Below are 17388 nucleotides of genomic sequence, written 5' to 3' on the forward strand. Positions count from 1 at the left end.
CCATGAAACTGGCGCGACAGACCCCCATCCTGAAGGGCAAGCCGATGAACCGCCGTCTCTCTACAAAGCTGGCCAGTGCCGCGCTCATCGCGCTGCCGATGGTGCTCGCCCCCGCCTCCTCGGTGCTGCACGCCCAGAGCGTCACCAGCCCGTCGCGGACCGTCACGATCTCGATCGGCCGGGGTGAACTGGTGACAGTGCCGGGCCGCATGACCGATGTGTTCGTGGCGAACGACCAGATCGCCGACGTGCAGGTGAAGTCCACCAACCAGCTCTATGTCTTCGGCAAGGCAGGCGGCGAGACGACCGTCTATGCCAGCGACGCCAAGGGCAACGTTGTCTGGTCGGCCAATGTCCGCGTCGGCAACAATCTGGACTCGATCGACCAGTTGCTTGGCCTTGCCATGCCCGAAGCGCGCATCAACGTGGCAACGATGAACAACACGGTCCTGCTGACCGGGACCGTGGCCGCGCCCGAAGATGCGGCCGAAGCCGAACGGCTCGTCAAGGCATTTGTCGGCGAGAACACCAACGTCATCAGCCGCCTGAAGATGGCAACGCCGCTTCAGGTCAGCCTCCACGTGAAGTTTGCCGAAGTCAGCCGCACGCTGGTGCGCGAACTGGGCTTCAACATGACGACCATCGACAGCACCGGTGGCTTCAAGTTCGGCATCGGTCAGGGCCGCGCCATTGGCGGCACGTTCAGCACGGACCGCCGCCTGCCCTTCGCCGTGGGTGCGGGCAACATCTCGGTGAACGGGTTCGTTCCGGATCCCACAGGCGCCACCCAGAACCTGGTCAGCCGCGCCGGCACGGCCGTCAGTTCGGTGGCCGATGGCACGACCATATCGGGCATGGGCAAGTTGCTCGGCCTTGATCTGCTCGGCGCGCTCGATGCTGGCGAAACGCTTGGCCTCGTCACCACGTTGTCCGAACCGAACCTCACGGCCATCTCCGGCGAAACGGCCGATTTCCTCGCAGGCGGCGAATATCCCATTCCCGTGCCGCAAGGTCTTGGGGCAACAGCGATCGAGTTTCGTCGCTACGGCGTCAGCCTCGCCTATACGCCAACGGTCCTGTCCAACGGCCGCATCTCGCTGCGTGTGCGCCCCGAAGTATCGGAACTGACCGGCACCGGCGCGCTCAAGCTGGAGAACGCGGAAATCCCCGCCCTCACCGTGCGCCGCGCCGAAACCACGGTGGAACTCGGATCGGGCCAGTCGTTCATGATCGCGGGCCTGCTCAGCAACGGTTCGCAGAACACGCTGACCAAGATGCCCGGCGCTGGCGATGTGCCGATCCTGGGCTCGCTGTTCCGGTCCACCCGCTATCGCAAGGGTGAAACCGAACTGGTCATCGTTGTCACGCCCTATCTCGTGAACCCGGTGAACGCCAGCGACATCAAGCTGCCGACCGATGGTTTCCAGAACCCCAACGAGTTGCAGCGCCTGCTGGGCAACATGGAGAACGACGGTGTGACTGGCGGCGACCGGCCCAAGCCGACCGAAAAGGAAGGTTCGGTCCAGAAGGGGCCGAAGGTAGGCGCGCTTGATGCCCCTGCCCCGGCACCCCAGACCCGCGATCGTCGTCAGAGCGACAAGAAGGTTGCCAGCGCCGAACCCGGCTTCAGCATCCAGTGAGAAAGGGACAAGCAATGCGCCACAGCCTTACCCGAAGCACGACCGCTGCGCTGGCCCTTGCGATGGCCGTCACGCTTTCTGCGTGCAGCGTCAACGTGCCTGAGAACCGCATGCTCAACTCGGTCAACCAGCCGGTCGTCGAACGCGACCGCTATGTCTTCGACATCGAGACACTGCCCGGTGGCGGCCTCTCGGTGCCCGAACAAAAGCGCCTTGCAGGCTGGTTCGAAACCCTCGGCCTCAAGTATGGCGACAGGATCGCACTTGATGATCCGCTGCAATCGAAGGCCACCATCGCGGCGGTGGATGGCGTTGCCGGACGCTGGGGCATGTTCGTGGATGGCCCCGCGCCGATCACGCCCGGTTATGTCGCAGCAGGTTCTGCACGGATTGTGGTCACGCGCGCCACGGCATCGGTTCCCGGCTGCCCGAACTGGACGGCCAAGTCCGATTTCTCGATGAGCAATCGCACCAGCACCAATTTCGGCTGCGCCATCAACGGCAATCTTGCCGCAATGGTGGCCGACAAGGAGCACCTCGTCCAGGGCGCCACCGGCACCGGCGAGACAGTAGTGATGAGCGGGACCAAGGCCATCGACAGCTATCGCGCCGCCCGCCCCAGCGGCGAAAACGGTCTCAAGAACAACATGACTTCGAACGCCAGCGGCGGCGGCGGCGGCGGTGGAGGGAACTGAGCCATGAGCATGAAGAACGCAAACCGGGATGCCTTTGCCGCATTCATGTGCGACGAGGCCGCGCTTGATGTGCTGCGCGCCGTCGCGGTCGACATGGGCTGGGCACCCGAAAAGTGCCACCGCGGCGGCCTGCGCAACGCCATCCAGTCGCTGTCGATCACGGCCAGCCCCAATATCCTGATGGTCGACCTGTCGGAAAGCGGCGATCCGCTGAACGACATCAACGCCCTTGCCGAAGTCTGCGAACCGGGAACGGTGGTGATCGCGGTCGGTCAGGTCAACGACGTGCGTCTCTACCGCGACCTGATCGCTTCGGGCATTCAGGACTACATCCTCAAGCCGCTCAACCCCGGCCAGATCCGCGATGCGCTGGTTCAGGCGCAGATGATCTTCACGGCGCCCAAAACGCATGATCCCGCAGCCGCACGCCGTCATATCTCGATGGCTGTGGTGGGAACGCGCGGCGGAGTCGGTGCATCCACGCTCGCAACCTCGCTGGCATGGCTGTTCAGCACCGATCATAAACTGCCGACAGCGCTGCTTGATCTGGATGTCCATTTCGGCACCGGCGCACTCACGCTCGATCTTGAACCGGGGCGCGGCCTGACCGATGCCATCGACAATCCGAGCCGCATCGATGGCCTGTTCATCGAACGTGCGATGATCCGGGCGAACGACAATCTGGCGATCCTTTCGGCGGAAGCACCGATCAACGCGCCGCTGATGACCGATGGCAGCGCCTTCGTCGCACTGGAGGAGGAGTTCCGCCACGCCTTTGAAATGACCGTGGTCGACATGCCGCGCAACATGCTCATCAATTTCCCGCACCTGCTGGCCGATGTGAATGTGGTTGTGCTTGTCACCGAACTGACGCTGGCCGGTGCGCGCGATGCGATCCGCCTCCTGTCTTGGCTCAAGAGCAATGCGGCCCATGCGCGGCCGATCATCGTTGCGAACAAGATCCAGCCGGGCGCGAACGAGATCAGCAAGGCCGACTTCGAAGCCTCGATCGAACGCAAGATCAATTTCATGATTCCCTACGACATCAAGGGAGCATCGAATGCCGCAAAACTGGGGCAGACCTTCGTTTCGGCCAACCGGGCAAGCAAGGCAGGCGGCATGATGCGCGATCTGGCCCATTCCGTGATCGGTTCGGTCGACGAGGAGGGCGCGACCACCGTGGACAACGGGGCCGACAGCAAGAAGACCTCGCTGCTCGGCAAGTTCGACCTCAAGAAGATGCTGTCCAAGCCGAAAGCAAATGCTTCGGCCTGAAGCGGCTGCATGGCTGACGGACAATATGACGTGACGGAAGGGCACCGGCGATGACGAGCACGATCCAGCTCCTGGTGATGGCAGGGGGCCTCTTGGTGGCGATGATGCTCGGCTATGCCGCGTTGTCCGGCCCATCCGCATCCAAGGAAGGCGGACGGCGGCTGCAATCGGTGCGCTTCCGCCACTCGGAAAACACGGTCGACAAGGTTGAGGCGCAGTATCGCAAGACCGTAGCCTCGCGCAAACCCAAGGCCGCCAGGATCGCCGGTTCCGGATCGAAACTGGAAGCGCTCGAACTGCGTCTGCACCGGACCGGCAAGGGCTGGACGCTGACCCAGTATCTCTATGTCAGCGCGGGGCTGGCAATAGCGGCCTTCCTCGGCGTGGTGCTCAAGACCGGCGCGCCGGTGCTGGCGCTGGGCGCGGCTGTCCTGATTGGCGGCGGCATCCCGCACTTCATCGTCGGGCGCGCCATATCCAAGCGCAGCGAGAACTTCACCGCGCGCCTGCCCGATGCGCTTGACCTGCTGGTGCGCGGTCTGCGCTCCGGCCTTCCCGTCACCGAAACGCTGGGCGTCGTCGCCAGCGAACTGCCCGGCCCCGTGGGCGAGGAGTTCAAGCTCGTCACGGATCGCATCAAGGTGGGCCGCACCATGGAAGATGCGTTGCAGGACACGGCGGACCGGCTGAACATGCCCGAGTTCAACTTCTTCTGCATCACGCTTGCCATCCAGCGCGAAACCGGCGGCAACCTCGCAGAGACGCTTTCCAATCTCTCGGACGTGCTGCGCAAGCGCGCGCAGATGAAGCTGAAGATCAGCGCCATGAGCTCAGAATCGAAGGCATCGGCCTACATCGTCGGCGCCCTGCCCTTCATCGTCTTTGCCCTGATCTACTGGATCAATCCGGCCTACCTTGGCAACTTCTTCGTCGATGATCGTCTCATCATCGCGGGCCTTGGCGGGCTGACATGGCTGGGAATTGGTGCCTTCATCATGGCCAAGATGGTCAACTTCGAGATCTGAGCGGGAGCAGAAGCCATGATCCAGAACCCGCCCGGACCGACGCTTCTCGGCTTTGACGTCTATCTCGTCGGCTCGATACTCGTCGGGATAGCTGCCGCTGCCGTGATGCTGGCGATCTATGCCGCAATCACCGTGCGCGATCCCATGACCAAGCGCGTCAAGGCGCTGAACGAACGGCGCGAAGAGCTGAAGGCCGGGATCGTCACCGCCAGTGCGCGCAAGCGCACCAGCATCGTGCGCCGCAACCAGACGACCGACCAGATCCGCGGCTTCCTTGAAAAGCTCAAGGTTCTTCAGGACAGCCAGCTTTCGGTGATCCAGCAGAAACTGGCTCAGGCAGGGATCCGCAAGAAGGAATGGGCGGTTGCGGTCATTCTCAGCCGCCTGGTTGGTCCGATCGTCCTGGGCCTCCTGGGGGCGGTCCTGTTCTACTGGTCCGATACCTTCCCCGAATGGGGTCCACTCAAGCGCTTCATGGGCTTTGCCGTGTGCCTCATCGCCGGCTACAAGGGCGCGGACGTGTTCATCCAGAACATGATTTCAAAGCGCACCAATGCCATCCGCAAGGGCCTGCCAGATGCGCTGGATCTTCTGGTCATCTGCGCTGAAGCCGGTCTCACTGTCGATGCCGCGTTCAACCGAGTGGCGCGCGAACTGGGCCGTGCCTATCCCGAACTGGGCGATGAGTTCGCGCTGACGGCAATCGAGCTTTCGTTTCTCACGGAACGGCGTCAGGCTTTCGAGAACCTTGCCTACCGCGTTGATCTCGAATCGGTGAAGGGCGTCGTCACCACGATGATCCAGACCGAACGCTATGGCACGCCGCTGGCTTCTGCGCTGCGCGTGCTCTCGGCAGAGTTCCGCAACGAGCGCATGATGCGCGCAGAAGAAAAGGCTGCACGCCTGCCCGCCATCATGACGATCCCGCTGATCCTGTTCATCCTGCCGGTGCTGTTCATCGTGATCCTTGGGCCGGCGGCCTGCTCGATCAGCGACACACTCATCAACAACAAGGCGGTGGGAGGCGGCGGCTGATCCCTGCCATCCGACCAGACGAAAGTCCCCCGCCAGTCTTCGCTGGCGGGGGACTTTCGTTTCAACCGGGGTGATGAAGCGCGAAAATCAGGCGCGCACAACCTCCTGCTCTATCGCGCCGAAGATACTGCGCCCTCTGCCATCACGCATCTCGATGCGCAGGCGATCACCCCACTTGAGGAAGGGCGTGTGCGGCTGCCCGTCGGCAATGGTCTCGACCATGCGCTGTTCGGCGATGCAGGCATAGCCGCGCCCGCCCAGCGCAACCGGCCTTCCGGGAGAACCGTCTGGATCGCGGTTGGAAACAGTGCCCGAACCGATGATCGATCCGGCCCCGATCCGGCGTGTCTTTGCCAGATGCGCGATCAGCACGCCGAAATCGAAGGTGCACTCTTCGCCAGCCTCAACACGTCCAAAAGGCTGGCCATTCAGATCGACCATCAGCGTCTGCGACAGCTTGCCGCCCTGCCATGCCTCGCCCAGCGAATCCGGCGTGACAAAGACCGGCGAGAAATGACTGGCAGGCTTGGACTGCACAAAACCGAAACCCTTGGCCAGTTCGCCCGGAATGAGGTTGCGCAGCGATACGTCGTTCACAAGGCCGACCAGCCGGATATGGTCAAGCGCATCCTGCGCGGTGACGCCCTGGGGCACATCGCCGGTGACGACGACAATCTCGGCCTCGAAATCACAGCCCCATGATTCATCCGCCAGCTGGATCGGATCGCGGCCGCCGCGCAGATCATCGCTGCCGCCCTGATACATGAGCGGATCGGTCCAGAAGCTGTCGGGAAGCTGCGCGCCGCGCGCCATGCGCACCAGTTCCACATGGTTGACATAGGCGCTGCCATCGGCCCACTGGAAGGCACGTGGCAGTGGGGCGCAGGCTTCGCGCTCGTGGAAGCGCTTGCGCGGGATCGCGCCATGCGCAAGTTCGATGGAAAGCGCTTCAAGCAGCGGATAGTGCCGATCCCACTGATCCAGCAGCTCCTGCATGGTCGGCACGATGTGATCGGCATCGGCATACCAGGCAAGATCGTCGGAAACCACGATGAGCCGTCCGTCACGCCCCTGCGGCAGCGAGGCGAGCTTCACTTGTCGTCCCCCTCGATCGCACGGGCGGCTTTCAGCAACTTGTCGAGAATAGCGCGCAGCTTCTCCTGCTCGCGCGGGGTGATGGCGGCAAAGATCCGCTCGTAGGTCTGCACCGCCTGCGGCCAGATGCGCCCATGCAGCTCGCGCCCGGATACCGTCAGTTCAAGATGATGGGAACGGCCATCCAGTGCATTGGGACGGCGCTGCACGAAGCCGCGATCTTCCAGCACCTTGCAGGCACGGTTCACGGCCACCTTGTCCATCAGCGTTGCGCGCACGAGATCGCGCTGGGTCAGCGCGCCGGCATCGCCCAGCACCGCCATGATGCGCCATTCGGGGATCTTGAGGCCGAACTCGCTGCGGTATTCCCCGGCAATAAGGCCGCTCACCGCGTTGGAGGTGATGGCCATCCGGTAGGGCATGAAATCGGAAAGACGGGTCTGTGTCTGCGGCATGATTTCGTATCACATGAAACCAGCCTGATGCGCAACAGGGAAATATCCAGACACCAAGCCTTGGGGAAACGGGATAAATGATGCCGTGCAACGTGGCTACACGACATTTTCTTTACCCCTTGCGTTCCAGCCTTTCAGCCGCCCCTTGCCGATTCAGGCGGCTCTGATTCAGGCGGCAAGGATTCCGGCCATGATGAAATCGACGGTATGTTCGCGATAGCTGTCGCGCAGTTCCTCGGTCAGTGTATCCTGATCGAAGCAGTGCTTCAGCACGAGCCGCGCGGAAAAGAAGCGGTCTGCGGCCCCGGTGACGGTGAAATAGAAAAGCCGCGGATTGATCGGCCGGAATACGCCTGCCTTCACGCCATCCCCGATGAAGCGCTGGTAGGCATTGTGCAGGGGTATGAGATAGAGATCGGCAATGCGGCGTGCTTCCGCCTCGTCGCTGTCGCGCACAAGCCGCATCAGCAGGCGGTTGAGGTAAGGATAATCGTAATAGGTATCGATGCACTTCGAGATGTGCAGGCGCAGCTTGGCCTCTGGCGACATGTCGTCCTTGGAAAGCAGGGCATCGACCGACTTGACGATGTTCTGCATGTCGCGGTCAAGCAGGGCGCGCAACATTCCTGCCTTGTTTCCGAAGTAATACTTGACCAGCGCAGAGTTCAGCCCGGATCGCAGGCTGAGCTCCGACAACGATATATCCACCACATCGCCTTCGCGCATGATGGCCGATGCTGTCTGAAGCAGCAATTCGCGTGCGCCTGGCGTTTCGGGGTTTTCCCCTTTTTCCACTTCGATGCTCATTCCCAACCCGGTTCATTCCACCACGGATAAAACGACGGCATATCCGAAGAAACGCGCGCAGGGTAGCGGGGTGCGCGCTTTTCGAGGAAACTGGCAATCCCTTCCGCCGCATCGGGCCCGCGCGACAGGGTGTAGATCGCACGGCTGTCGATCCGGTGCGCTTCCATCGGGTGTGTCAAAACGTGGTTGTGCCAGAGCATTGCGCGGGTCATCGAAACCGAAACCGCGCTTGTGTTGTCGGCAATCTCGCGTGCCAGCGCCACGGCGGCGGGCATGAGATCCTCCGGTTCGTGAAGCGAACGCACAAGACCGCCGCGCAAGGCTTCCTCGGCATCAAAGACCCGGCCGGTCATGCACCATTCAAGCGCCCGCGGCAGACCGACGATCCGCGGCAGAAACCAGCTTGAGGCAGCTTCGGGCACGATCCCGCGCCGCGCAAAGACCAGCCCGAAGCGCGCCTTGGTTGACGCAAGGCGAATGTCCATGGGCAATTGCATGGTCACGCCCACCCCCACGGCCGCACCATTGATTGCGCCAATCACCGGCTTCTTCGACTGGAATATCCGCAAGGTCAGCAAGCCGCCGCCATCACGGACGCGCGGATCGGAAAGATCGTCGACCGCATCCGCGCTGGAGAACACCCGCCCGCCATCATCGGGCGTAAGATCGGCGCCCGCGCAGAAGGCCCGTTCGCCCGAACCTGTCACGATGACCGCGCGAACCGCGTCATCGGCATCAGTGCGATCGAAAGCATCGATCATTTCCTGCATCATCGTGCCGGTAAAGGCATTCATCTTTTCCGGCCGGTGCAGGGTCAGCGTGGCAATGCCATCGGCGATCTCAAGCCTGATCTGCTGGTAACCGCTCAACGATCCTCTCCCCGTAAGCGGCGGGAGCGGGATCACTTGCCCCGCTCCTCACCTCACCGACCGCTCAGCGCGGAGCCATGCGGATGGCGCCGTCGAGGCGCACATCCTCACCGTTGAAATAGCCCGTCTCGATCATGCAGAGCGCCAGATTGGCATATTCCTCAGGCATGCCCAGCCGCTTGGGGAACGGCACCGAAGCGGCCAGCGCGGCCTTCACGTTTTCCGGCGCCCCCTGAAGCAGCGGGGTGTTGAAAATGCCGGGCAGGATGGTGTTGACGCGAATGCCTTCGTTCATCAGGTCGCGCGCGATCGGCAGGGTCATGCCTACTACGCCGCCCTTCGAAGCCGAATAGGCGGCCTGCCCGATCTGGCCATCCTCGGCCGCCACCGATGCGGTGTTGACGATGGCGCCGCGCTCGCCGAACTCGTCGCACGGGTCGAGCGTCATCATGCCGGCGGCAGACTTGGCAATGCAGCGGAAAGTGCCGACAAGGTTGATCTGGATGATCCAGTTGAAGGCATCCAGCGGGAAATGCTTGATCTCGCCGGTTTCCTTCGAACGGCTTGCCGTCTTGATCGCGTTGCCGGTGCCTGCACAGTTGACGAGGACACGCTCTTGCCCATGGGCCGCACGCGCCTTGGCAAAGCCGGCATCGACGCTTTCGTCGCTGGTCACGTTCACTTCGCAGAACACGCCGCCGATCTCGGCTGCAATTGCCTCGCCCTTTTCCTTTTGCAGGTCGAAGATGGCAACCTTCACTCCCTTGGCGGCAAGCGCACGGGCCGTGGCGGCACCAAGGCCGGAAGCACCGCCGGTAACGACCGCGGCAACGCTGTTGTCGAGCTTCATTCGGATAGTTCCTCTCTCAAAAGTGCAAAATCAGAGCGCTTCGATGATGGTGACATTGGCCACGCCGCCGCCTTCGCACATGGTCTGCAAGCCATACTTGCCCCCACGCGCGCGCAGCGCATGGACAAGGGTTGCCATGAGCTTGGTTCCCGACGCGCCCAGCGGATGGCCGAGCGCAATGGCCCCGCCGTTCACATTGAGCCGTTCGGGATCGGCACCGGTGTGCTTCAGCCATGCCAGTGGCACCGAGGCAAATGCCTCGTTCACTTCAAAAAGGTCAATATCGGCAATAGTCATGCCCGCACGTTGCAAGGCGCGGTCCGTGGCGAACAACGGCTCTTCCAGCATGATGACCGGATCACCTGCCGTCACGGTCAGGTTGTGGATGCGCGCCAGCGGTGTCAGGCCATGGGCCTTGAGCGCGGACTCCGAAACCACCATGACCGCGCTTGATCCGTCGCAGATCTGGCTGGAACTGGCTGCGGTAAGCGCGCCTTCGGGGTTGAGCAGTTTGACCGAAGCGATACCTTCCAGCGTGGCATCGAAGCGGATGCCCTCGTCAACGGTATGCATGGCCGGGCCATCGGGTGTCTCGATCTCAACCGGGACAATTTCTGCGGCAAAGGCCTGCGCATTGGTGGCCGCGATGGCCTTCTGGTGACTGGAGAGCGCGAAGCGATCAAGCTCGTCCTTGGTGAAGCCGTGCTTCTTCACGATCATTTCCGCGCCCATGAACTGCGAGAACATGATGCCCGGATACTTTGCTTCAAGCCCCGGCGACTTGTAGTGGCCCATGCCTTCCTTCATGTGGAAAGTGGCGTTGGACCCCATCGGCACCCGGCTCATGCTTTCGACGCCAGCGGCAATCACCACGTCCTGCACGCCCGACATCACCGCCTGGGCGGCAAACTGGATGGCTTGCTGCGAGGAACCGCACTGCCGGTCGATCGTGACGGCCGGTGTCGATTGCGGCAGCAGCTTCGAGGCGAGCACGGCATTGCGCCCCACCTGCATGGCCTGTTCGCCCGCCTGGGTAACGCAGCCCATGACCACATCATCGATCGCGCCGGGATCAATGCCCGTGCGTGCCACGATCGCATCAAGGCTGCGCGCAGCCAGATCGACGGGGTGAACACCCGAAAGCCGTCCGCCGCGACGCCCCCCGGCAGTCCGCACCGCATCGACAATATAGGCAGTTGCCATGGCTTTCCCGACTCCTCTCGAAAGAACTTAATCAAACGATTAAGCGGCGGCGCGGCAGCGGTCAAGCTGGCTTGTGCCGCGCCATCTTGAGCTTGCCCGCGCGCCGCCCCATAGACAGGTGCGATGAGCAAGGAAGCCGCCCTCATTCAGGCCCTGCGCGCACTGGCGCTCGATCCGGCGGCGCGCGGCCTGATGGACGATTGCGCCGTGATCGATTTCGGCACCGAAACCCTGATCCTGACCCACGACATGATGGCCGAAGGCATCCACTGGCTGCCGGAGCAGGATCTGGCCGACGTGGCTTGGAAGCTGGTTGCCAGCAACCTGTCCGATCTGGCGGCCAAGGGCGCCGAACCAGTGGGCGTCCTGCTCGGCTTCATGCTGGGCGAAGGCGATGCACGCTTCATCGCGGGACTTGGCGAGGCGCTGAAGGCTTTTGCAGTCCCCTTGCTCGGCGGTGATACCGTAAGCAGCAATGGTGCGCGCAGCTTTGGGCTTACGGCAATCGGACGCGCCACTTCGCGCCATGTGCCCGACCGGCGCGGGGCTTCGGCGGGCGACAGCCTGTGGGTTACTGGCCCTGTCGGCGCGGCGATGCTCGGCTTCGAAGCGCTGCTCGCGGGCACTACGGCTGCGACCGCCGCCTTTCGCAGGCCCAAGCCGCGCCTTGCCGAAGGACGGGCGCTCGCCCCTCTCGTGTCTGCCATGATGGACATCTCGGACGGGCTGCTGATCGATGCGGCGCGCATGGCCGAAGCCAGCGGGATCAGCTTTGCCATCGACAGCAAATGCATCCCCTTCCCGCCGGAACTAACGGAGCATCGTCAGGGCGATGCCATGCGCTGGGGCGAGGATTACGAACTGCTGTTCACGCTGCCTCCCGGCAAGGCCCCGCCCGTCCGCGCTTTTCGCATCGGCGCGGCAATCGCGCGCGGCGACGCCCTACTGCTGATCGACGGCGCACCACCCTCAGGAAGGCTTGGTTATACGCACGATTAAAAACCTGCCCTCACACCGCATGGAAGGGCTTGCGAGGCAGAAATAAAGCTATAGCTTCCCGCCCACCCGCAACGACGGGGGCGCGGCCATCCGTGGCCTGCGAAGATAAGGGGGATGCCAAAGTGAACCTAGTCGTATTATCGATACTGCTTGGGTTGCTGGCCGTGATCTACGGCTTCGTGACCAGCCGCCAGGTGCTGGGCGCACCGGCGGGCAACGCGAAAATGCAGGAAATCGCCGCCGCCATTCAGGAAGGCGCGCAAGCCTATCTCAAGCGTCAATATACCACCATCGCGATCGTCGGCGTGGTCGTCGCCGTCATCATCGCGGCAACGCTGGGTGCCATTTCGGCCACTGGCTTCATCATCGGCGCGGTGCTTTCGGGCGTTGCTGGCTTCATCGGGATGAACATCTCGGTCCGTTCCAATGTCCGCACGGCGGCTGCCGCGCAGAACGGCCTGCAATCGGGTCTGACACTGGCATTCCGCGCTGGCGCGATCACCGGGATGCTGGTGGCCGGACTCGCTCTCCTCGCCATCGCGGTATTCTACCACTATCTGACTGACATTGCGGGCTACACCGTGGGCGGCGATGACCGCACCGTGGTCGACGGCCTTGTGGCGCTTGCCTTCGGCGCATCGCTCATCTCCATCTTTGCGCGCCTTGGCGGCGGGATATTCACCAAGGCGGCAGACGTTGGCGCGGACCTTGTCGGCAAGGTCGAGGCTGGCATCCCCGAAGACGATCCGCGCAATCCTGCGGTGATTGCCGACAACGTGGGCGACAATGTAGGCGACTGCGCCGGCATGGCCGCAGACCTGTTTGAAACCTATGTCGTGACCGTGGGTGCAACCATGGTTCTCACCGCGCTGCTGCTCAAAGGTCTTGGCGCAGCACTTGGCCCGATGATGGCACTGCCGCTGCTGATCGGCGGCGTTTGCATCGTCACCTCGATCATCGGCACCTACTTCGTGAAGCTCGGTTCGTCGAACAACATCATGGGCGCGATGTACAAGGGCTTCCTTGTCACCGCCGTCCTTTCGGTGGGCGCCATCTGGTGGGCCATTTCCCATGCGCTGGGCGGCATGGAAACACCGATGAGCTACACCATTCTCGGCAATACCGTGACCTTTACCGGCCGCACGCTGTTCTACTGCTCGCTGCTCGGCCTTGTCATCACGGGCGTTATCATCTGGATCACCGAATACTACACAGGCACCAACTATCGTCCGGTGCGCTCGATCGCCAAGTCCTCGGAAACCGGGCACGGCACCAACGTGATTCAGGGCCTTGCCATCAGCCTTGAATCGACCGCGATGCCCACCATCGTGATCTGCGCCGGCATCGTGATCGCCTATCAGCTCGCGGGACTGATCGGCATTGCCTATGCGGCAACTGCAATGCTTGCGCTGGCGGGCATGGTGGTTGCGCTCGACGCCTATGGACCGGTCACGGACAACGCGGGCGGCATTGCCGAAATGGCGGGTCTCGATGATTCGGTGCGCGACAAGACCGACGCTCTGGATGCGGTGGGCAACACCACCAAGGCCGTGACAAAGGGCTACGCCATCGGCTCGGCAGGGCTTGCCGCGCTGGTGCTCTTCGCCGCCTACACCACCGACCTGCGCGAGTTCTTCCCCGATCTCGCGGTCAGCTTCAGCCTCGAAAATCCCTACGTCATCGTCGGGCTGCTGCTGGGTGCGCTTCTGCCCTACCTGTTCGGGGCCATGGGCATGACCGCCGTGGGCCGCGCTGCCGGTGACGTGGTGATCGACGTGCGCGACCAGTTCCGTGAAAACGCCGGGATCATGGCGGGCACCAGCAAGCCCGACTATGCCCGCACCGTGGACCTTGTAACCAAGGCGGCGATCAAGGAAATGATCGTGCCTTCGCTGCTGCCGGTGCTCGCGCCCATCGTGGTCTATTTCGTGATCGCGGCAGTTGCAGGCGCGGCCAACGGCTTTGCCGCGCTGGGCGCCCTGCTGCTTGGTGTGATCGTGGGCGGGCTCTTCGTTGCCATCTCGATGACATCGGGGGGCGGCGCGTGGGACAACGCCAAGAAGTATATCGAGGACGGCAACCACGGCGGAAAAGGCAGCGAAGCGCACAAGGCCGCCGTCACCGGTGATACCGTGGGCGATCCCTACAAGGATACCGCCGGACCTGCCGTGAACCCGATGATCAAGATCACCAACATCGTTGCCCTTCTGCTCCTTGCAGCGCTTGCAGGGCACGCTGTGGGCTGATAAGCACACCAGACAAGTTGGGGAGAGGATGTCCCGCCCGGCCACGCTCAATGATGGCCGGGCGGGATTTTCTTTTGTGCATTTGCGTTGTTCGACGAGCAACTTTGCTCGACTGTTAACGGAGTTTTCGCAAGCACCGGGCTAAGCCATGCGCGGAGACCACCCTTGAACGCCCCGCCGCTTGCCCCCCTTGATCCGCACGCACAGCGCCTGCCGCAACACCCGCATGGCAGCCCTGTCGAGGCGCGCATCGTGTTCTGGACCGATTGGACGGACGATGCACAGATCGCGCGCTGGGAGGAGCTTGCCCGCACGGCTTCAACCTCCAACCCGTTCCTTGAAGCATGGTATCTCCTGCCTGCGCTCGGCGCTTTCGACCCTGCCGGAACAGGCAGGCTGCTGATTGTCGAAGCCGGAGAGGAACTGATCGGCCTGATGCCGCTGGCAGCGCCACAGCGCTATGGCCGGTGGCCCTTGCCGCATCTGGCAACCTGGCTCCACCCCAATGCCTTTCTTGGTGCGCCACTGGTCAAAGCGGGCATGGAATTGCCGTTCTGGCAGGCCATGCTCGCCTGTCTCGACACGCGCAGTGTCCGCGACGGCGCACTGTTCATGCACTTTCCGGCCATGCCGCTGGAAGAACCACTCGTCCAAAGCCTGTTCGCCCATGCGCGCGGGGAAGGACGCAAGGCTGTGCTCGTCATGCGCGAGGAGCGCGCGATGCTGCGATCCGCGCTTGGGCCGGAAGCCTATCTTGAACAGGCCCTCACCGCCAAAAAACGCAAGGAACTGCGCCGCCAGCACGCGCGCCTTTCCGAACAGGGCAAGCTCACGTTCGAGCGGCGCGACGATGCGCAGGGGGTGGAAGAGTGGATCGAGGCGTTCCTCGATCTGGAACGCAAGGGCTGGAAGGGCCGCAGCGGCAGCGCCATGGCCGGTTCACCCCAGACGCTTGCGCTGTTCCGGCAGTCCCTTGGCAAGGCCGCCCGCATCGGAAGGCTGGAGCGGCTCTCGCTCAATCTCGATGGCAGGCCCATTGCCATGCTCGCAAATTTCCTGACCCCGCCGGGAAGCTTTTCCTTCAAGACCGCTTTCGACGAGGATTTCGCGCGCTACTCGCCCGGCGTCCTGCTGCAACGCGAAAACCTCGCCCTGCTGGAGCGTGAGGGCATTGTCTGGTGCGACAGCTGCGCCGCGCCCGATCACCCCATGATCGACAGCCTGTGGACCGAGCGGCGTGCCATCGGCCGCATTTCGGTGGCCATAGGCACAGCGTGGCGGCGCGGCCTGTTCGGCCTCCTTTCCGGGCTGGAACTGGCCCGTTCGCCTGTGGGAATCGCGCAATGAACCAGATGCCCGCCCATCCTTCCTCCATCCGTCCGGTCGATACCTTTGACGAGACTTCGCTTCACGCCTTCGCGGCGTCCTATCCCGAAGTGCCGCACAAGCTGGTGCACCGCCTTGGGCACCATCCGCTGATGCAGCTTGATGCGCTGGCAACGCTGGCCGAGGCGCTTCCGCCGGCCTCGGTCGAATACAACCGTGCCGAACTGCCGCTGGGCCTCAATGGGGCGAAGGCACCGGCCAACGGCATCGGGATCGGTGAGACGATCCGCAACATCGGCTCTGCGGGAAGCTGGGCGGCGCTCAAGAACATCGAACAGTGCCCGGCCTATGGCCAGTTGCTGATGGACTTGCTCGAACAGCTCCGCCCGGTCATCGAGGCACGCACCGGAGCCATGCTCAAGCCGCAGGGCTTCGTCTTCGTGACCAGCCCCGGAGGCGTCACACCCTATCATTTCGATCCGGAACACAACATCCTGCTGCAGATCACGGGTTCCAAGCAGATGACGATGTTCCCAGCAGGCAATCCCCGCTTCGCTCCCGACGAGACGCACGAGAGCTATCATACCGGCGGCCCGCGCGATCTGTTCTGGCGCGACGACCTGCTGGGCAAAGGCAAGGTCTGGCCGCTTTCTCCGGGTGAAGCTCTCTACGTGCCGGTCATGTCACCGCACTTCGTGCAGAATGGCCCGGCGCCGTCCGTCTCGCTTTCAATCACGTGGCGTTCGGAATGGAGCTTTGCCGAAGCCGATGCGCGGGCTTTCAACAGCCTGCTGCGCAAGATCGGGATAAGGCCGCGCGCGCCGGGCCGCTGGCCGGCTACCAACCGCGCCAAGGCAATGGGCTGGCGGCTCTATGCCAAGGCACGCGGGCTGCGCTGACCCGATCCGCCAATTTCACGGCGTTGACGCAAACCCTCTGCCGGTCCATCGGGCCGTCATGACCCAGCAGCAAGAACCCACCAACGAGGAACTGGTCCAGCGCCTGCTCGACCTGCTTGACGTGAAGGACCACGGCGGCGACCGCTTTGAAGGACGCCGCAAGATCGGCGGCGTGGGCCGCGTGTTTGGCGGGCAGGTGATCGGTCAGGCCCTTGCCAGCGCGGAACGCACCGTGCCGGATGATCGCCCTGTCCACTCGCTCCATGCCTATTTCCTTCGCGGCGGAAGCGAGGATCACGAAATCGACTTCAAGGTCGAGCGCGATCTCGATGGCGGCAGCTTCTCGAACCGGCGTGTGGTCGCCAGCCAGCTCGGCAAGCCGATCCTCAATCTCGTTGCTTCGTTCCACCGGCGCGAGGAAGGCCGTTATCATGCCGAACCAATGCCCGACGTGCCCGGCCCCGAAGGACTGGAATGCGAACAGGAACTGCGCCGCAGGTTTGCCGCAAAGGTGCCGGAACGCCAGCGCGCACAGATGCTCCAGCCCCGTCCGATCGAACTGCGCCCGCTCGAATCACGGCACTGGATGGGCGGAGGCCCGCAGGAACCGAAGGCGCACACCTGGTTTCGCTCGGTTGCGCCCCTGCCCGATAATCCCCGCATCCACCGTGCTGTTCTGGCCTATGCCAGCGACATGACGCTGCTCGGCACGTCCACTCTGCCCCACGATATCAGCTGGGCGAAGGGCAACATGATGGGGGCCAGCCTCGATCACGCGATATGGTTCCACGACGATTTCCGCGCCGACGAATGGCTGCTCTATGCCTGCGACAGCCCATGGGCAGGCCGTGCGCGCGGGTTCAATCGCGGCCGGATCTACACCCGCGATGGCAGGCTGGTGGCCAGCGTGACGCAGGAAGGACTGATCCGCCCGATCACGCGCAACCCTGAGAAGGACTGAGCGCAGGC

16 protein-coding genes are annotated in these 17388 nt (G+C 63.2%); 10 read left to right on the top strand and 6 right to left on the bottom strand.

Annotation, left to right across the window (positions count from 1 at the left end; translation table 11 throughout):
- The first annotated feature begins 2 nt into the window (after window positions 1–2).
- From DKM43_RS15355 to DKM43_RS15375, 5 genes are read left to right on the top strand one after another with little or no spacing between them, the layout of a single operon-like run.
- Window positions 3–1640 carry a type II and III secretion system protein family protein gene (locus DKM43_RS15355; RefSeq protein ID WP_109799381.1) on the top strand — a complete coding sequence of 546 codons (1638 nt, stop codon included), beginning with the start codon at window positions 3–5 and terminating at the stop codon, window positions 1638–1640.
- Window positions 1641–1654: 14 nt separating this feature from the next.
- Window positions 1655–2335 carry a CpaD family pilus assembly protein gene (locus DKM43_RS15360; protein ID WP_109799382.1) on the top strand — a complete coding sequence of 227 codons (681 nt, stop codon included), beginning with the start codon at window positions 1655–1657 and terminating at the stop codon, window positions 2333–2335.
- Window positions 2336–2338: 3 nt separating this feature from the next.
- Window positions 2339–3610, top strand: a complete 1272-nt coding sequence (locus tag DKM43_RS15365; RefSeq protein WP_109799383.1) for an AAA family ATPase — start codon at window positions 2339–2341, stop codon at window positions 3608–3610.
- Between the two features lie 50 nt (window positions 3611–3660).
- Window positions 3661–4635: a type II secretion system F family protein gene (locus DKM43_RS15370; protein ID WP_109799384.1), complete on the top strand. Its 975-nt coding sequence runs from the start codon at window positions 3661–3663 to the stop codon at window positions 4633–4635.
- A 15-nt stretch (window positions 4636–4650) separates the two neighbouring features.
- The gene (locus DKM43_RS15375; protein ID WP_109799385.1) at window positions 4651–5670 is read left to right on the top strand and encodes a type II secretion system F family protein; all 1020 of its coding nucleotides are present in this window, start codon (window positions 4651–4653) and stop codon (window positions 5668–5670) included.
- A gap of 87 nt (window positions 5671–5757) precedes the next feature.
- Here DKM43_RS15375 and DKM43_RS15380 read toward each other — a convergent pair whose 3' ends face one another.
- The 6 genes from DKM43_RS15380 to DKM43_RS15405 form a co-directional block, all read right to left on the bottom strand.
- Window positions 5758–6765: a fumarylacetoacetate hydrolase family protein gene (locus DKM43_RS15380; RefSeq protein WP_109799386.1), complete on the bottom strand. Its 1008-nt coding sequence runs from the start codon at window positions 6763–6765 to the stop codon at window positions 5758–5760.
- A complete protein-coding gene (locus tag DKM43_RS15385; RefSeq protein WP_109799387.1) occupies window positions 6762–7220 on the bottom strand; it encodes a MarR family winged helix-turn-helix transcriptional regulator in 459 nt (152 codons plus the stop codon). The genes DKM43_RS15380 and DKM43_RS15385 overlap by 4 nt, the downstream gene beginning before the upstream one ends.
- Before the next feature lie 168 nt (window positions 7221–7388).
- Window positions 7389–8027, bottom strand: a complete 639-nt coding sequence (locus tag DKM43_RS15390) for a TetR family transcriptional regulator (RefSeq protein ID WP_109799388.1) — start codon at window positions 8025–8027, stop codon at window positions 7389–7391.
- Window positions 8024–8896, bottom strand: coding sequence for a crotonase/enoyl-CoA hydratase family protein (locus tag DKM43_RS15395; RefSeq protein ID WP_109799389.1), 873 nt, complete (start codon window positions 8894–8896; stop codon window positions 8024–8026). Before DKM43_RS15395 ends, DKM43_RS15390 begins: the two co-directional genes overlap by 4 nt.
- 64 nt (window positions 8897–8960) lie before the next feature.
- Window positions 8961–9746 (bottom strand): SDR family NAD(P)-dependent oxidoreductase, encoded by a 786-nt coding sequence (locus DKM43_RS15400; protein ID WP_109799390.1) that lies wholly within the window; start codon window positions 9744–9746, stop codon window positions 8961–8963.
- 30 nt (window positions 9747–9776) lie between these two features.
- Complete coding sequence (locus tag DKM43_RS15405) at window positions 9777–10949, bottom strand: acetyl-CoA C-acetyltransferase (protein ID WP_109799391.1); 1173 nt, start codon at window positions 10947–10949, stop codon at window positions 9777–9779.
- A gap of 123 nt (window positions 10950–11072) precedes the next feature.
- Between DKM43_RS15405 and thiL the strand changes: the two genes are divergently transcribed.
- The 5 genes from thiL (at window position 11073) to DKM43_RS15430 (ending at window position 17380) form a co-directional block, all read left to right on the top strand.
- Window positions 11073–11948, top strand: coding sequence for a thiamine-phosphate kinase (gene thiL / locus DKM43_RS15410; RefSeq protein WP_109799392.1), 876 nt, complete (start codon window positions 11073–11075; stop codon window positions 11946–11948).
- Between the two features lie 122 nt (window positions 11949–12070).
- A complete protein-coding gene (locus DKM43_RS15415) occupies window positions 12071–14194 on the top strand; it encodes a sodium-translocating pyrophosphatase (protein WP_109799548.1) in 2124 nt (707 codons plus the stop codon).
- Between the two features lie 165 nt (window positions 14195–14359).
- Complete coding sequence (locus tag DKM43_RS15420; protein ID WP_236632623.1) at window positions 14360–15541, top strand: GNAT family N-acetyltransferase; 1182 nt, start codon at window positions 14360–14362, stop codon at window positions 15539–15541.
- Complete coding sequence (locus tag DKM43_RS15425) at window positions 15538–16419, top strand: cupin domain-containing protein (RefSeq protein WP_201739890.1); 882 nt, start codon at window positions 15538–15540, stop codon at window positions 16417–16419. The genes DKM43_RS15420 and DKM43_RS15425 overlap by 4 nt, the downstream gene beginning before the upstream one ends.
- A 58-nt stretch (window positions 16420–16477) precedes the next feature.
- Window positions 16478–17380: an acyl-CoA thioesterase gene (locus DKM43_RS15430; protein ID WP_109799393.1), complete on the top strand. Its 903-nt coding sequence runs from the start codon at window positions 16478–16480 to the stop codon at window positions 17378–17380.
- Window positions 17381–17388 lie beyond the last annotated feature (8 nt).

This window comes from Novosphingobium meiothermophilum (assembly GCF_003171715.1).
GTDB classification, from domain to species: domain Bacteria; phylum Pseudomonadota; class Alphaproteobacteria; order Sphingomonadales; family Sphingomonadaceae; genus Novosphingobium; species Novosphingobium meiothermophilum.

What these genes read in the sequence shown, in the direction of transcription:
- DKM43_RS15425 (WP_201739890.1), top strand. Translation starts at nt 15,538, where the DNA reads ATGAACCAGATGCCCGCCCATCCTTCCTCCATCCGTCCGGTCGATACC.
- DKM43_RS15370 (WP_109799384.1), top strand. Translation starts at nt 3,661, where the DNA reads ATGACGAGCACGATCCAGCTCCTGGTGATGGCAGGGGGCCTCTTGGTG.
- DKM43_RS15430 (WP_109799393.1), top strand. Translation starts at nt 16,478, where the DNA reads ATGACCCAGCAGCAAGAACCCACCAACGAGGAACTGGTCCAGCGCCTG.
- DKM43_RS15365 (WP_109799383.1), top strand. Translation starts at nt 2,339, where the DNA reads ATGAGCATGAAGAACGCAAACCGGGATGCCTTTGCCGCATTCATGTGC.
- DKM43_RS15390 (WP_109799388.1), bottom strand. Translation starts at nt 8,027, where the DNA reads ATGAGCATCGAAGTGGAAAAAGGGGAAAACCCCGAAACGCCAGGCGCA.
- thiL (WP_109799392.1), top strand. Translation starts at nt 11,073, where the DNA reads ATGAGCAAGGAAGCCGCCCTCATTCAGGCCCTGCGCGCACTGGCGCTC.
- DKM43_RS15405 (WP_109799391.1), bottom strand. Translation starts at nt 10,949, where the DNA reads ATGGCAACTGCCTATATTGTCGATGCGGTGCGGACTGCCGGGGGGCGT.
- DKM43_RS15355 (WP_109799381.1), top strand. Translation starts at nt 3, where the DNA reads ATGAAACTGGCGCGACAGACCCCCATCCTGAAGGGCAAGCCGATGAAC.
- DKM43_RS15385 (WP_109799387.1), bottom strand. Translation starts at nt 7,220, where the DNA reads ATGCCGCAGACACAGACCCGTCTTTCCGATTTCATGCCCTACCGGATG.
- DKM43_RS15375 (WP_109799385.1), top strand. Translation starts at nt 4,651, where the DNA reads ATGATCCAGAACCCGCCCGGACCGACGCTTCTCGGCTTTGACGTCTAT.
- DKM43_RS15360 (WP_109799382.1), top strand. Translation starts at nt 1,655, where the DNA reads ATGCGCCACAGCCTTACCCGAAGCACGACCGCTGCGCTGGCCCTTGCG.
- DKM43_RS15400 (WP_109799390.1), bottom strand. Translation starts at nt 9,746, where the DNA reads ATGAAGCTCGACAACAGCGTTGCCGCGGTCGTTACCGGCGGTGCTTCC.